This window comes from Pseudomonas sp. B20(2017) (genome assembly GCF_002113125.1).
Classification (GTDB): Bacteria; Pseudomonadota; Gammaproteobacteria; order Pseudomonadales; family Pseudomonadaceae; genus Aquipseudomonas.
Window position 1 is genome coordinate 1 of record NZ_NEJP01000006.1, and the last position, 14,227, is coordinate 14,227.

Sequence of the window (14,227 nt, forward strand, 5' to 3'; positions counted from 1 at the left end):
ACCACTGGCCTGCAAATGGCTGTCGGCGCGCGTGACACTGTCCAGCCCCTTCCAGGCAATCAGACTGACCACCGCCACCAACTTCACCCCAGGACTCACCCGCTCCCCCTGCAAAAAACTCCTCGGCGGCCCGTCGTTGAGGCTGAGTATCGCCACCGCCCCTCGACTCCCCGCCATCACGCCGCTGACTTTGATCTCCACCGGCGCCGTGCGATTGGAAAACCATTGCAACGCCGGGTTATCGCTGCGCGCCGCAAGCAGTTGCGGGGTGGCGGTCGGGGTGTGGGATTCGGCGGTGGTCAGGAGCAGGGATGACCAGGTGGCGATGCCGACCAGGGCGGCCAGCAGTGCGGCGGCCTGGATGATTTGGGGGGGTGAAAAGCGTGCGGTGTATCTCATGGGCTGAATCTCCTTTTAGTCCCGGTGACCAGACTACGCGGCAATTCTCACGGTTTTATTTCACACGCCTTACATGTTGGCCGTGCAGGATGGTTTTTTGGGACGGGCTGGACGCAAGGGAGTGCGCATTCGATGAACCGGTGCAGGCAGCAGGGTTTTACGCTGATCGAGTTGATGGTGGTGCTGGTGATCATCGGTATCGCCAGTGCGGCGATCAGTCTGAGTATCAAGCCCGATCCGTCGCAGTTGCTGCGCAAGGACGCCGAGCGCGTGGCGCAGTTGCTGCAGATTGCCCAGGCCGAGGCCCGCGCCGATGGCCGGCCGATTGCGTGGTTGAGCGATGGCAAGGGATTTCGGTTCAGTCGGCGCAGTGACAGTGGCAAGGGTTTTGATCATTTCGATCGGGACCCGCAGTTGCGGCCGCGTCTCTGGCAGAGTCCGAAGCTTGCGGTGCGGGTGGAGCCGAAGCAGAAGGTAGTGCTCAACGCGGAGTGGATCAATCCGCCGCTGCAGTTGACGCTGTCGGACGGGCTCAATCGGTTGAGTGTGCTGCGCGATGCTTCGGGCCGGATCAGCGTGCAATGAACAGACAACACGGTTTTACGCTGATCGAGGTGATGGTCGCGATTCTGTTGATGGCGGTGGTCAGTCTGATTGCCTGGAAGGGGCTGGACAGTGTCACGCGCGCCGACAGCCATTTGCAGGCCAGTGGTGAGCAGAGCGACAGCCTGTTGCGGGCGTTGAATCAGATGCAGCGGGATGTGGAGATGCGCGCCGGGGTTGAGCTGACGGAGCCGAAGAAGGTCGGCACTGAGGATGAACCGGCGACGGCCCCGCCTGCGCTTACGGTGCGCAGCAGTGACAGCAAGGGGTTTCGGCTGGACATTATTCGGAGCGCGGCGGATCAGCCGGGGGCTTTGCAGCGGGTTCGGTGGTGGCTCAAGGGGGACACGTTGTATCGCGCGGTGGCGCCGGCGCGCAGTCGGTATCCGTTGCCGGCGCCTACGGCTGGGGTGGCGGTTTTGAGTGAGGTGAGTGATTTGCAGGTGCGGGTTTGGGAGGTGGATAAGGGGTGGCGGCAGTTGAGCGGGAATCGGCGGGAGGATCCGTTGGGGTTGGAGGTGCGGTTGACTCGGGAGACGGCGCAGGGGGTGGAGAAGTACAGGCAGGTGATGGGGCCGTTGGAGTAAACCGAAGCACTGAGGTCCCTGTGGGAGCGGGCTTGCTCGCGAAGGGGGCAGAACATTCAACATATCATTGGCTGATCCACCGCTTTCGCGGGCAAGCCCGCTCCCACAGGGTTCTAAGGTGTTAGTGGGGGTTGAGTTGAGTTAGCTGAGGACGACTACGCCACCCGGCAACTCGGTGCATTTGACGCCGTAGGCATCGCGGATCAATGCACCTACGCCGGCCAGTTGGTCGAGGGAGAAACGTGCTTGTACGCGGCGTTGACCGAGCTCGCGGTTGAGCAACAGCAACATGCCGGGGCGGTAGCGGTTGATCTCGTCGATCATCTGGCTCAGGGTCGCGCCGTTGAACACCAGCACCTGTTGACGCCAGTTGCTTACCGCGGCGGTGTCGACGCTTTGTACGCTGCCGACCCGTTGCGCGTCGTAGGTCAGTTGCTGGCCCGGTTCAAGGCGCAGGTTGCGACCTTCGACTTCCACTTCCACCGCGCCATCAAGGCACGTCACGCACACCTGTTGATCGAGGTTACGCAGGTTGAACCGCGCCCTGCTCGCCCGCAACCAGCCGCCACCGGCCTGCATCGCCATCGGCAGCCGTGCGGTCTGCACTTCGACTTCACCGCTGACCAGTTCAAAGCCTTGTACGCCCTCATCCACCGAACGCTGGTTGATGCGGGTCTGGGTGTTCAATTCCAGGCTCAAGCCATCGGCCGGTTCGACCCGACGTTGCTGGCCGACTTCAGTGATGTAATCGGCGCCGAGCCCGGAGAACCCGCCCGGGATCGTGCCGCGCACCAGCAGGAACGCGGCCGACGCGGCAATGGCGCCGCCGAGAAAGGCCCGGCGTCCAAACCGGCGTGGTGCCCGCAATTCTTCTGCCGCCGGTTGCAGCAAGTGCCACAACGCCTTGCACTCTTCGAAGGCGCGCGCGTGTTCGGGGCTTTGCGCGCACCACTGGCGCAGCGCTCGGGCGTCGGCGACCGTGGCGCGGCCGGAGGTCAGCAGGATCAGCCAGTCGCGGGCTTCGCTTTGCAGACGCTCGGCAGGCGTGGGCTCGGCAGGTGTCAGACGGAAGATGTTCAAACGCACAGGTACTCGACGGGTTGATCGGGAGCTTCATTCACTAGACGGTTTTCCGGCCCCGCGACCGAACCGCTGAAACACTTTTCTTTCCAGTTTGGCCGCGCAGTGTCCGAGGGCGGCCTTGATTTCCTTCTCGACCATGCGCGTGGAGATGCCGAAACGCTGGGAGATTTCCAGGTGCGGCGCCTCTTCCAGGCGTGCGGCGATGAAGATCCGGCGGCGCCGGGCCGGCAGCTCGTAGAGGGCGCTGAGCAGGGACTGGATTTCCTTTTGGCCGCCGACCACGCGCATCGGGTCGAGCGCTTCGTCGCTGACTTGCAGCAGTTCTTCGACTTCGCTGCCGGTGAGCAGCCGCGCATCGGCCTGGCGGCGGTCGGCGGCGATGTTGAGGGCCATGCGATAGAGGTAGGCGTTGGGCCGCAAGAGGTTCGGCGGCGCTTCCATGCGGTCGAGCCGCAGCCAGGTTTCTTGCAGCACGTCGTTGGCCAGGTCCTCCGAGCCGAGACGGCGTCGCAGGCGCACCCGAAAGTCCTCGTAGGACGTCAGGAACAGCTGGACCATCGAACTTTGTCCGGCGTCTTTCATCCCCCGGAAACTCCTTCCCATTGTGTGCATTCCATGCGCTTTCCTGACGATTCGGGTAACAACAGCAAGGTGACTGGCTGGCGCAATGCGCCGGGTGTCGGCCGGTCGATTCTGAGCGTGTGAAAACTGTCTACCAGCGCTGCATCGCGCCGAACATCGCCGGTCGAGGTGACCAACCGGTTGTGCTGCACCACGCCGTCGCGACCGATCCACAACTGCAACACCGCGCGAAAACTGCCGGGTCGGGTCAACGGCGAGCGGCACAGGTTGCGTTCAATCGTGGCCTGCACCGCCGTGGCGTAACTGCGGTTGACCGCTGCGCTGGCGGGGGTGGGTTTCTCCGCCGGCATTGGCACTTCCTCGACTTGCGCAACCTGCAAGGTGAACGCGTCGTCGCGGCTGTACTTGGCCATCAAGCCGCTGCCGCCGAGCATCCGGCGCAACGCTTCGGCGGCGGTGAATTCGCCATCCACCGCCAACGAGCGTCGACCGCGACTCAACTGGCTGTCGACCAGCACCGCCATGCCGGTGGCGCGGCTGAACTGATCGAGGGCGCGGGCCAGTTCCTGGGCCGGGATGTGCAGCGTCATGCGCATCGTCGCCGGCATCGGGTCGGCGCCGGCACGGCTCAGAAACAAGCCAAGCAGCAGCCCCAGACAGAGCTGGCGCATGAGCGCTGAGCGCGCAAATTCGTCCCTGGCACGGCCTCGCTGCACGGCTGATGTACCCCTGAAAACCGTCATCCTGAGGGCTGTTTATGAATCTGGTGTGACGGCCACTGCAAAAAAACCATCACGGGATCGGCGCCGCCGTTGCACTAGACTCTTGAGCTAGAGCGGCCCCTTCGGGCCGGCCAGGAGGCAGGCATGAAATCAGTCTGGAAAGTCGTCTTCGGCGGGTTGTTGCTGATGGCGTTTGGCGGTGCACACGCGGAGGAGCCGCTAGGCTGCATCGAGGTGACGGTGGGTGGCTACAAGGCGCCGAATTACGATTGCCTGAGCCAACAGATGGGCAACAACCCCGACGGCGCGGCGGCTGCGCAGAAGAATCAGGAAGCGATGAATGTGCCGGTCAACAAGCGGCCGCCGAATCAGGTGGGGCTGGCGACGCCGGCAGCCACCAGTACGCGGATGGGCATTACGTTTGGCACGTCGGTGAAACCGCAGCGGCCACCGAACTGACTTTCACCTGATCGTTCCCACGCTCCCGCGTGGGAATGCAGCCGTAACGCTCCGCGTCACTGGACGCGGAGCGTCCCCAGAGGCATTCCCACGCGGAGCGCGGGAACGATCAAAACCACAACCACCGAACCAGCTTTTACCTGATCGTTCCCACGCTCCCGCGTGGGAATGCAGCCCGTGACGCTCCGCGTCACTGGACGCGGAGCGTCCCTAGAGGCATTCCCACGCGGAGCATGGGAACGATCACCGTGTGGGGCGTGGTGCGTTCAACGCGTGGGCACATGGGCGTGATCGACCGCTAGTGATCAGTCACTGGGAATCTGCCGGAAGCTCACCGCCAGGCGATTCCAGCTGTTGATGGTGCTGACGGCCATGGTCAGGTCCACCAGTTCGGTCTCGTTGAACTGTTCCCGCGCCTGCTGGTAAACATCGTCAGGCACCCGGCTGTCCGCCAGCAGTGTCACGGCCTCGGTCCAGGCCAGCGCGGCACGCTCGCGCAGGTTGAAAAAGCCGCTGTCGCGCCAGACCGCGATGGCGTACAAGCGTCGATCCGTCTCCCCTGCCCGCCGCGCTTCCACCGAATGCATGTCAGTGCAGAACGCGCAGCCGTTGAGTTGCGAGGCGCGGATCTTGATCAGGTGCAGCAGCGGCGGCTCGATGCTCAGGCTGCTGGTCAGCGCTTCCAGGGCAATCATCGCTTTCATGGCTTTGGGTGAAGCGCTGTAGTAATCCAGACGCGGGGACATGGGCGGGCCTCGGGCAGCAGAAGAGTGATTTCACGGTAAGCGTTGGTTCGGCAAGGTTACAGCCCCAATTCCACGGAAAAACGGCAGACCACTGATCCAGGCAAAACACGAAACCTGTGGGAGCGAGCTTGCTCGCGAAAGCGGTGTGTCATTCACCTTTGACAGTGGCTGAACTGACGCCTTCGCGAGCAAGCTCGCTCCCACAGGGTTTTGCGCCAATTTGAAGGATTTGCACTACGCAACTTCTGTCGATGCCGCATTCGGGAGTAATCTGGCCGGCACACTCAATCGCCCGGAGAGCCCCCTCGGTATGGAACTGCATGTCGTGATCAATGGCCGCAAGGATCTGGCCGGTCAGTTGTACCAGCAACTGCGCGGCGCCATTGAATCCGGGCGTCTGGCCGCCGGCACCCAGTTGCCGCCCAGCCGCTTGCTCGCCGAGCAACTGGGGATTTCGCGCAAGACCATTTCCGACACTTACGCGCAGCTCACCTACGAAAACTTCCTCACCGGCGTCATCGGCAAAGGCACTTACGTCAACGCCCGCTCGACGCCGGTACAGCGCAAGCAAAGCCATTCCGAACTGGCCAGTTCCGAAGTGATCGAGAGCTGGCGCAATCTGCCGGTGTTTCTGCGTCATCCAGCGCTCGAGGGTTCGCTGCGCTACGACTTCATCGGCGGCGCAACCAGCAAGGGCCAGTTTCCCCAGGATGACTGGCGCCGCTGCGTCTCTCACGCGCTGCGGCAGATGGCCAATTCCAAAGGGTTCTACAGCGTGCCGGAGGGCCTGCCGGCGCTGCGCAATGCGATTGCCCGGCACATCGCGTTTTCCCGTGGTGTGAACTGCCAGGACGAGGACATTGTTGTTTGTAACGGCGCGCAACAGGCGCTGGATTTGATCACGCGGGTACTGATTCGCCCCGGCAGTCTGGTGGCGATGGAAGATCCCGGTTACCCGCCGGCGCGGCTGCTGTTTGGCACTCACGGGGCGACGGTGGTCGGCGTGCCGGTGGATGCCGAGGGCATTCAGGTCGAGCAGATTCCCGAGGGCACGCGGCTGATTTACGTGACGCCGTCGCACCAGTTTCCGCTGGGCATGCCGATGAGCCAGGCGCGGCGCGAAGCCCTGCTCGAACGGGCCCATGAGCTGGGCGCGATCATCATCGAGGACGACTATGACAGCGAGTTCCGCTACGAGGGCCGCCCGACCGATTCGCTGCACAAGCTCGATCAGCGCGGCATCGTCGCCTACGTCGGCACCTTCTCGAAAACTCTGTTGCCAGAGCTGCGTCTCGGCTACGCGATCCTGCCGCCGGCGATCCTCGAAGCGGTGATCCGCGCCAAACAACTCACCGATCTGCACGCCTCCACCCTGCCGCAATGGGCGCTGGCCAAGTTCATTGCCGAGGGTTGTCTGCTCAAGCACATTCGCCGCTGCCACACCATTTATGCCCAGCGCCGTGAGCGGATTCTGGCGCGCATGGCCACCGACCTGTCGCCGTGGCTGGAGGCCGTGCCGCCCAGCGCGGGGTTTCACATGACGGTGTTCTGCAAGGTGCCCATCGACTTGCCGCTGGTGATCGAACTGGCGAAAAAGGTCGAAGTCGGGCTGTACGCCATCGATAGCTTCTATTACCAGCAGCCGGCCAGAAGCGGGATGTACTTCGGTTTCGGCGCCATCGAGACGCTGGACATCGATATCGCGCTGGATCGCCTGCGCGACATTCTGCAACAGGTCGCCTGATAGATTGATTGGTCTAACGGATTACCCGCCGATTGGTTATTGGTGATCCGGGGGTGCAGGCCTATTCTGCACAGGCGTTATCCCTCAATGAGCAGGATTCGTCCGGCCTGATTCAGGAGTGTGAGCAATGTCCAACGAAGTGATCAACACCGTACAGGTGCAGGCTGCCGCCGGCCGATCGGAGGAGCTGGGCAAGCAGTTGCAGAAGATCGTCGAAACCCTGCGCGAAACGCCGGGCTGCGATTCCTACATGGTCGACCGCTGCCCCGAGGACAGTCAGCGCTGGACGGTCAGCGCCCGCTGGCAATCGGAAGCGGCGATGCAGGCACATTTCAATCGCCCGGAAGCTCAGGGCTTCATCGACCTGATCGACAGTCGTCTGGCCAATAGCGTGGATTTCAACAGCTTTCCTATCGTCTGATCCGACATCTTCGTCGGAGCGCCTTCGCGAGCAAGCTCGCTCCCACATTTGAATGCGGTTGAATGTGGGAGCGGGCTTGCTCGCGAAGGCGTATTCACAGGCGCTGAAATTTCAAGGATTGGCCACCCGAACTTCCCGAATATTGGCCGTTTGAATACCCCGGCCCGCGGACTACTGTGATGACCGACTCCCCCACTTATCAGGTGATCACCATGAAAGCCCTGCACTTGCTTGCCGCCCCGCTCGCCGCTCTGGCCCTCACCATCAGCGCTTCTGCACTGGCCCACGGCACCGACTCCCCGTCCGAGAAAATCTCGGTGCTGCAGGACCAGATGCTGAAAAACGTCCCCGGCAAAAAAGCCATGATGATTGAAGTCGACTACAAACCCGGCCAGTCCTCGATTGCCCACAAACACGACGGCACCGCCATGGCCTACGTGCTCGAAGGCGAGATCGTTTCCCAGGTCAAGGGTGAGCAACCGGTCACCTACAAGAAGGGCCAGTACTGGTACGAGCCGGCCGGCTCCGAGCATTTGATCTCGAAAAACGCCAGCAAGAGCAAACCGGCCAAGTTGCTGGTGTTCATGGTGCTGTCGCCGGACGAGCAAGTGTTGATCCCATTGAAAAACTGATGGTTGCTTAACCAGCCATAAATAAAAGGCGCAAATTTTTGATTTACGCCTTTTTTATTTCTCGCGGCAATTAATCAAGAACGCTTACAACCAATAAAACTATTGCATGACAGTCATTCAGCAAATTGTCAGGTTGTTTTCAGTTTGGCGGGAGTAGTCTGAGGCAACTGTCGCCGGTTCTATTTAATCAACCCCGACACCCCTGACTTTCCAACTGAAGTTGCTTCACGGGAGACTCACCATGAAACTTGCCTTTGCCAGTACTTTGGCGATATCGGTTTTAGCGTTGTCCGCCTGTTCAGTTCCTACCGCCCCCAAAGCGGTTTCTTCCCTCGACACATTGTTCACCCAACCCGTCGGCCGCAGCAGCGCCACTCAGGTCAAAAGCGGCCCCGGTGTCTCGCTGGGCGTGGTCTACAGCCCGAGCACCCAGACCAACCGCGAATACCTGCGCGAGTATCAGGCCAACGCCGGCACCGGTTTTGGTCAGAGTTTATTGGTGCAGCCGATCCATGACGCCTACGTCGCCACCTCAAAACCGGACATGGCGGTGGATTGGGTGAAAGCCTCGCTGCAACGCCAGTTCGGCTCGGTCACGGTGTACCCGGACATGCAGAGCCTGCGCGCGGCCAATCCGGATGTGGTGGCGATCGTCGACACTCACAGCCAGTTGATTACTTCACGCAGTTCGGACATCAAGGCGGATGTGAGTGCAGATTTTTATGATGCGAAGTTCAACTACATCGGGACGGCCAAGGGGTCCGAGGCGAAAGAGTTGACGCCGGTGTGGGCGGACTTCAAGCGTTCGGAGGAGATTGTTGCGGATATTAATCAGCAACAGGAAGTTCAGGTGCGGGCGTTGCAGAAGTTTGACCAGTCGCTCAGTAATTTACTGACCAGACCGGCAGATAAAGTGTCGATGCTTGATAACAAACAAGCACCTAAGTTGTATTGATACAAAAGGCCTCTTCGCGAGCAAGCCCGCTCCCACAGGGAAATGCGTTCCAAATGTGGGAGCGGGCTCGCTCGCGAAAGGGCCGGATCAAACAACACAAATCCATCAGCCATAAAAAAGCCCCCGCATCTCACAATGCAGGGGCTTTTTCATTCAACGGCTACTCAAGCAAGCTCAAGCTCCGCAGTCGCCGCAGCAGGCACAACCGCCTGACCGCTCAGCGCCACGTCGTTCAGCTCACGGTTGGCCACCGCGTACATGGCGTAGTCGGTGCCGCTGGCGGCACGGATTTCCACCAGCATGGCGCGCCAGCGCTGGATCATCGCGTCGTGTTGCGCCATCCACAGTGCCAGACGCTCTTCGACGTCCAGGTTGCCGCCGCCCGCTTGCAGAACGGCGATGGTGATCGCGCGTTGCTGCCAGTCGACGTCGTCGCGGAACGCTTCACGGGCCAGGGCCTGCCAGTTGTTTTCAACCGGCAAGGCGCTGATCTGCGAGATGTACCAGGTGATGTCCAGCGCGCTGCCCACGGCGAAGTACGCCTTGGCCACTTCGGCTGGGTCCTGACCGGTGACGTCGGCCGCTTCGATGATCGGCAGCAGCGTGTAGAGGTGGGTCGTACCCGCCACCATACGCGCCAGCAGTTCCGGCACACCGGCAGCCACGTAAGCCTGATAACGCTCCTGCCAGTTTTCACGGATTTCGCCGCTCAGCAGTTCGTCCAGCTTCAGACCCAGCTCCTTCAGGTGCGGACCGAAATGCGCGACGTCACGGGCAGCGTTCTGCTCGTTGCGGCGGGCACGCAGGAACCAGCGCGTGGCGCGACGGCCCAGACGCATCAGCTCGTCCATCAGCTCCAGTTGCACGTCGGCGGAAACCTGATAATCCAGGGCTTCGATCTGACGGAACCAGTGCGGGAGGTGGAAGATGTCGCGCACGATCACATACGCACCTGCCACGTTCGCCGGGGTCATGCCGGTGGACTCTTTGAGTCGCTGAACGAAGGTGATGCCCATGTGGTTGACCAGATCGTTGGCGATCTGGGTGCTGACGATTTCGCGCTTCAGACGGTGACGGCGCATGGCTTCGGCGAACTTGCTGACCAGGGTCGGCGGGAACGCGGTTTCCATGTCGCGGGTCAGGTAGTCGTCGTCCGGCACCAGCGAGTCCAGCAGCTGCTGCTTGAGGTCGATCTTGCTGTACGAGATCAGCACCGACAGCTCCGGACGGGTCAGGCCATGGCCTTCGGCAACGCGTTCGGCCAGTTGCTCTTCGGTCGGCAGGTACTCGATGGCGCGATCCAGCTTGCCACGGCCTTCCAGGTCGCTCATCAGACGCTTGTATTCGGCGATGCGTGCATAAGCGCGACGGGCCGCCAGGGACAGGGCCTGAGTCTGCTTGTAGTTGTTGCCCAGCACCAGACCACCGACTTCGTCGGTCATGCTCGCCAGCAACTGATCGCGTTGCTTGCCGGTCATGTCGCCAGCCTGAACCACTTCGTTCAGCAGGATCTTGATGTTCACTTCGTGGTCGGAGCAGTCCACGCCACCGGCGTTGTCGATGAAGTCGGTGTTCGAACCGCCGCCATTGAGACCGAATTCCACACGACCCAATTGGGTCATGCCGAGGTTACCGCCCTCGCCCACCACTTTGCAGCGCAGTTCGTTGCCGTTCACGCGCAGCGCATCGTTGGCCTTGTCGCCGACATCGGCGTGGCTTTCGGTGCTGGCTTTCACGTAAGTACCGATACCGCCGTTCCACAGCAGATCCACCGGCGCCTTGAGCAAGGCGTTCAGCAGTTCGGTCGGGGTCAGCTTGTCGGCCTGAATGTCGAAACGCTCTTTCATCTGTGGCGAGATGGCGATGCTCTTCGCGCTGCGCGAGAAGATGCCGCCGCCTTCAGACATGATGCTCGTGTCGTAGTCGGACCAGGCCGAACGCGGCAGGTCGAACATGCGCTTGCGCTCGACGAAGCTGGTGGCCGCGTTCGGGTTCGGATCGATGAAGATGTGCATGTGGTTGAACGCAGCAACCAGTTGCAACTTGTCGGACATCAACAGGCCGTTACCGAATACGTCACCGGCCATGTCACCCACGCCGACCACGGTGATGCTGTCTTCCTGGACATTGATGCCGCGTTCGCGGAAGTGACGCTGAACGCCAACCCACGCGCCTTTGGCGGTGATGCCCATTTTCTTGTGGTCGTAACCGGCCGAACCACCGGACGCGAACGCGTCACCCAGCCAGAAGCCGTAGTCGATGGCAATGCCGTTGGCGATGTCGGAGAAGGTTGCAGTGCCCTTGTCCGCCGCGACCACCAGGTACGGGTCATCGTCGTCATGACGCACGACGTTGGCCGGCGGTACCAGTTTGCCGTCCTTCAGGTTGTCGGTGATGTCAAGCAGGCCCGAGATGAAGATGCGGTAGCAGGCAACGCCCTCGGCCGCGATCTCGTCACGGCTGCCGCCCAGTGGCAGGCGACGCGGCAGGAAGCCGCCCTTCGCACCCACCGGCACGATGACCGAGTTCTTCACTTGCTGGGCTTTCACCAGACCGAGGACTTCGGTACGGAAGTCTTCTTCACGGTCGGACCAGCGCAGACCGCCGCGAGCGACGTTGCCGAAGCGCAGGTGCACGCCTTCGACGCGTGGCGAGTAAACGAAGATTTCGAACTTCGGCACCGGTTTCGGCAGCTCAGGGATCAAGTGCGGGTTGAACTTGAAGCTGAAGTACGACTTGTTCTGGCCGTTGGCGTCGGTCTGGTAGAAGTTGGTCCGCAGGGTCGCTTTGATCAGGTCCAGGTAACGACGCAGGATGCGGTCTTCGTTGAGGACTTGAACGTCGTCCAGTGCGGTCAGGATCGCCTGCTCCAGACGCTGTTGCTTGTCGTCCAGATCGTCGCTGCCGAGCTTGCGGGCCAGGTAGAAGCGGGTCTTGAACAACCGGGTCAGTTCGCGAGCGATGTCGGTGTGGTTGTTCAGGGTGCTGGCGATGTAGCCGAGGTCGAAGCCCAGTCGGATCTGCTTCAGGTAGCGGGCGTAGGCACGCAGCAGCGCAACGTCGCGCCATGGCAGGCCGGCGGTCAGCACCAGACGGTTGAACGCATCGTTCTCGGCATCGCCACGGACGATGTGGACGAACGCATCCTGCAGGGTGTCGTTGAGTTGCTGGATGTCCAGGTCCAGTCCTTCGGCGGCGGTGAACGCGAAGTCGTGGATCCAGAACTCGCGGCCGTTGGTGTGACGCAGACGGTACGGGAATTCACCGAGCACGCGCAGGCCGAGGTTTTCCAGGATTGGCAATACGTCGGACAGTGCCAGCGGAGTATCGGCGTGATACAGCTTGCAGTGCAGCTCGCGTGGGCCGGAGGCCAGCGGCTGGTAGAAGCTCATGGCCAGCGGCTTCTTCTCGCTCAGATTGAGCAAGTGCTGCATGTCGACCACAGCCGAATGCGCAGCGAAACGTTCGCGGTAGCCGGCCGGGAAGCCTTTCGGGAAATCCGCCAGCACGTTGGTGCCGTTGGCTTCCCCGAAGGTTTCGACGGTCAGTGCGGCGTAGTCGTCCTGCCAGCTGCGGCAGGCCTGGATGACTTCGTTTTCCAGTTGCAGCGGGTCGATGTCGATGCGGTTTTTCGGGTCGACGCGCAGGATCAGTTGCACGCGGGCCAGCACGGACTCGGAGAAGAACGTCCAGAATTCGCAGTCGGAGGCTTTCAGGCGCTCCATCAGCACTTGCTGGATCTTCTGGCGGACTTCGGTGGAATAGATGTCGCGCGGCACGTAGGCCAGGCAGTAGCAGAAACGGCCGTACGGGTCTTTGCGCAGGAACACGCGGATCTTGTTGCGTTCCTGGATCTGCACGATCGACATCACGGTGCTGAACAGTTCGTCGACCGGGGTCTGGAACAGGTCGTCACGCGGCAGTACTTCCAGAACCTGTGCCAGTTCCTTGCCCAGGTGAGCCTTGGACTGGAAGCCCGAGCGACGCTCGATTTCCTCGACCTTGCGGCGGATGAACGGGATGACACGTACGCTTTCGCCATACACCGACGAGGTGTACAGGCCCATGAAGCGGTGTTCCTTGATGACTTTGCCGTCGGCATCGATTTCGCGGATCGACACGTAATCCGGATAAGCCGGGCGGTGTACGCGGCTCGGGTGCGCAGCCTTGGCGAAGGACAGCAGGGTCGGTTCACGCAGGTAGTTCACTGCGTAATCTTCGATGTGGCGGTCTTCGTTGGTCAGACCGGTACGCAGCAATTTGGTCAGGCCGAGGAACGAGTTCTGGTCGTACTCGATGTGGCCGCCATCGGCCTGATCGACAACGGTGAACTCTTCGTAGCCGAGGAAGGTGAAGTGGTTGCCCACCAGCCATTCCAGGAAGCTCTTGATTTCGTTCTTTTCGTCGGCATCGACGGCGAATGCGCTGTTATCGAGCTTGGTGAGGATTTCCTGCACCTTGTCTTTCATCGGCTCGAAATCGGCTACGGCGACGCGGACTTCGCCCAGAACCTGTTCCAGTTCCTTGCTCAGCACATTCAATTCGGCCGCATTGGCGCAGCGGTCGATTTCCAGGTACATCAGCGACTCGTGCAGCACGCCTTCGCCGGTGGTGCCTTTTGGCAGGATTTCCAGCAATTCGCCCTTGTCGTTGCGACGCACGCTCAGCACGGTGGTCTGCAGGGTGTGGATGCTGTAGCCGCGACGGTTCAGCTCGGTACGCACCGAGTCCACCAGGAACGGCAAGTCATGGTGCAGCACTTCGACCGCGGTGTGGGTCGACTGCCAGCCGTGACGTTCGTAATCGGGGTTGTAGACGCGCACTTGTGGTTGCGCGTGATCGAAGCGCTCAAGCAGGCGCCACGCAGAAAGAGTACAGCCAGCGAGGTCGGAGAGGCGACGTTGAGTCAGCTCGTCCAGGGAAATGATGCCGAAGAATTGTTCAGCGAACAGCGCCACTTGTGGCAGTGCCTGTTCACTGATGTGCTGCGCCAGTGCCGCTTGCAGTTGGTGCTGGAAGTCGGCTTTGCTGGCTGCGGTGAAGAACGCCATCTGTGGTACTCCGCTTGGGCTTGTTATTGATGGAAAGCGTCGCGTGCAAAACCCCTTTCGGGGCGTTCCGTCGCCCTGTTCCTGAATCTCGGGCAGAGGAAACAGGGTGACAGGTGGGTGAAGCTGGACGAGACACTCGGGTCACATTCACCTTCCATGAATGGGCATCTGCAAAAACGACTGCCGGGAGGCCGCTTCGGGGCCTGCAGCAATGCCTTTACGGGTGCCCATCCGTTGCGCAGC

Annotated in this window: 13 protein-coding genes; 7 read left to right on the forward strand and 6 right to left on the reverse strand. The window is 61.4% G+C overall.

The annotated features are described in order from the left end of the window. Window positions 1-399 (reverse strand): hypothetical protein (locus CAF63_RS10155; protein WP_218191764.1); only part of this gene is annotated, 399 nt, incomplete at its 3' end. Between the two features lie 132 nt (window positions 400-531). Here CAF63_RS10155 and gspH point away from each other — a divergent pair. Further along, window positions 532-984 carry a type II secretion system minor pseudopilin GspH gene (gspH, locus tag CAF63_RS10160; RefSeq protein WP_085690348.1) on the forward strand — a complete coding sequence of 151 codons (453 nt, stop codon included), beginning with the start codon at window positions 532-534 and terminating at the stop codon, window positions 982-984. Beyond that, the gene (locus tag CAF63_RS10165; RefSeq protein WP_085690347.1) at window positions 981-1,589 is read left to right on the forward strand and encodes a prepilin-type N-terminal cleavage/methylation domain-containing protein; all 609 of its coding nucleotides are present in this window, start codon (window positions 981-983) and stop codon (window positions 1,587-1,589) included. Before gspH ends, CAF63_RS10165 begins: the two co-directional genes overlap by 4 nt. 141 nt (window positions 1,590-1,730) lie before the next feature. Here CAF63_RS10165 and CAF63_RS10170 read toward each other — a convergent pair whose 3' ends face one another. From CAF63_RS10170 to CAF63_RS10180, 3 genes are read right to left on the reverse strand one after another with little or no spacing between them, the layout of a single operon-like run. Continuing rightward, window positions 1,731-2,669 carry a DUF4880 domain-containing protein gene (locus CAF63_RS10170; RefSeq protein ID WP_085690356.1) on the reverse strand — a complete coding sequence of 313 codons (939 nt, stop codon included), beginning with the start codon at window positions 2,667-2,669 and terminating at the stop codon, window positions 1,731-1,733. A 33-nt stretch (window positions 2,670-2,702) separates the two neighbouring features. Continuing rightward, entirely contained in the window at window positions 2,703-3,254 is a 552-nt protein-coding gene (locus tag CAF63_RS10175) for an RNA polymerase sigma factor (protein ID WP_085690346.1), read from the reverse strand. Then, window positions 3,251-3,925, reverse strand: coding sequence for an STN domain-containing protein (locus CAF63_RS10180; RefSeq protein WP_085690345.1), 675 nt, complete (start codon window positions 3,923-3,925; stop codon window positions 3,251-3,253). The genes CAF63_RS10175 and CAF63_RS10180 overlap by 4 nt, the downstream gene beginning before the upstream one ends. Before the next feature lie 195 nt (window positions 3,926-4,120). On the opposite strand from CAF63_RS10180, the gene CAF63_RS10185 reads away from it, so the two are divergent. Beyond that, a complete protein-coding gene (locus CAF63_RS10185) occupies window positions 4,121-4,435 on the forward strand; it encodes a hypothetical protein (RefSeq protein WP_085690344.1) in 315 nt (104 codons plus the stop codon). A gap of 305 nt (window positions 4,436-4,740) precedes the next feature. On the opposite strand, the gene CAF63_RS10190 is transcribed toward CAF63_RS10185, so the two are convergent. Further along, window positions 4,741-5,181 carry a carboxymuconolactone decarboxylase family protein gene (locus CAF63_RS10190; protein WP_007959341.1) on the reverse strand — a complete coding sequence of 147 codons (441 nt, stop codon included), beginning with the start codon at window positions 5,179-5,181 and terminating at the stop codon, window positions 4,741-4,743. A 310-nt stretch (window positions 5,182-5,491) separates the two neighbouring features. Here CAF63_RS10190 and CAF63_RS10200 point away from each other — a divergent pair, with 310 nt between their 5' ends. The 4 genes from CAF63_RS10200 to CAF63_RS10215 all read left to right on the forward strand — a co-directional run bounded on the left by CAF63_RS10200 (window position 5,492) and on the right by CAF63_RS10215 (window position 8,933). Beyond that, the gene (locus CAF63_RS10200; protein WP_085690342.1) at window positions 5,492-6,925 is read left to right on the forward strand and encodes a PLP-dependent aminotransferase family protein; all 1,434 of its coding nucleotides are present in this window, start codon (window positions 5,492-5,494) and stop codon (window positions 6,923-6,925) included. Between the two features lie 127 nt (window positions 6,926-7,052). Further along, the gene (locus CAF63_RS10205; protein ID WP_085690341.1) at window positions 7,053-7,346 is read left to right on the forward strand and encodes a putative quinol monooxygenase; all 294 of its coding nucleotides are present in this window, start codon (window positions 7,053-7,055) and stop codon (window positions 7,344-7,346) included. A 212-nt stretch (window positions 7,347-7,558) separates the two neighbouring features. Then, window positions 7,559-7,978 carry a cupin domain-containing protein gene (locus CAF63_RS10210; RefSeq protein ID WP_085690355.1) on the forward strand — a complete coding sequence of 140 codons (420 nt, stop codon included), beginning with the start codon at window positions 7,559-7,561 and terminating at the stop codon, window positions 7,976-7,978. A gap of 241 nt (window positions 7,979-8,219) precedes the next feature. Then, a complete protein-coding gene (locus CAF63_RS10215) occupies window positions 8,220-8,933 on the forward strand; it encodes an ATPase (protein WP_085690340.1) in 714 nt (237 codons plus the stop codon). Window positions 8,934-9,097: 164 nt separating this feature from the next. Here the strand turns inward: CAF63_RS10215 and CAF63_RS10220 are convergent, their stop codons facing one another. Then, on the reverse strand, window positions 9,098-13,984 hold the full coding sequence (locus CAF63_RS10220) for an NAD-glutamate dehydrogenase (protein ID WP_085690339.1): 4,887 nt from the start codon (window positions 13,982-13,984) through the stop codon (window positions 9,098-9,100). Window positions 13,985-14,227 lie beyond the last annotated feature (243 nt).

Coding starts and splice junctions, on each gene's coding strand:
- CAF63_RS10220 (WP_085690339.1), bottom strand. CDS start 13,984: ATGGCGTTCTTCACCGCAGCCAGCAAAGCCGACTTCCAGCACCAACTG.
- CAF63_RS10210 (WP_085690355.1), top strand. CDS start 7,559: ATGAAAGCCCTGCACTTGCTTGCCGCCCCGCTCGCCGCTCTGGCCCTC.
- CAF63_RS10180 (WP_085690345.1), bottom strand. CDS start 3,925: ATGCGCCAGCTCTGTCTGGGGCTGCTGCTTGGCTTGTTTCTGAGCCGT.
- CAF63_RS10205 (WP_085690341.1), top strand. CDS start 7,053: ATGTCCAACGAAGTGATCAACACCGTACAGGTGCAGGCTGCCGCCGGC.
- CAF63_RS10215 (WP_085690340.1), top strand. CDS start 8,220: ATGAAACTTGCCTTTGCCAGTACTTTGGCGATATCGGTTTTAGCGTTG.
- CAF63_RS10190 (WP_007959341.1), bottom strand. CDS start 5,181: ATGTCCCCGCGTCTGGATTACTACAGCGCTTCACCCAAAGCCATGAAA.
- CAF63_RS10165 (WP_085690347.1), top strand. CDS start 981: ATGAACAGACAACACGGTTTTACGCTGATCGAGGTGATGGTCGCGATT.
- CAF63_RS10185 (WP_085690344.1), top strand. CDS start 4,121: ATGAAATCAGTCTGGAAAGTCGTCTTCGGCGGGTTGTTGCTGATGGCG.
- CAF63_RS10175 (WP_085690346.1), bottom strand. CDS start 3,254: ATGAAAGACGCCGGACAAAGTTCGATGGTCCAGCTGTTCCTGACGTCC.
- gspH (WP_085690348.1), top strand. CDS start 532: ATGAACCGGTGCAGGCAGCAGGGTTTTACGCTGATCGAGTTGATGGTG.
- CAF63_RS10200 (WP_085690342.1), top strand. CDS start 5,492: ATGGAACTGCATGTCGTGATCAATGGCCGCAAGGATCTGGCCGGTCAG.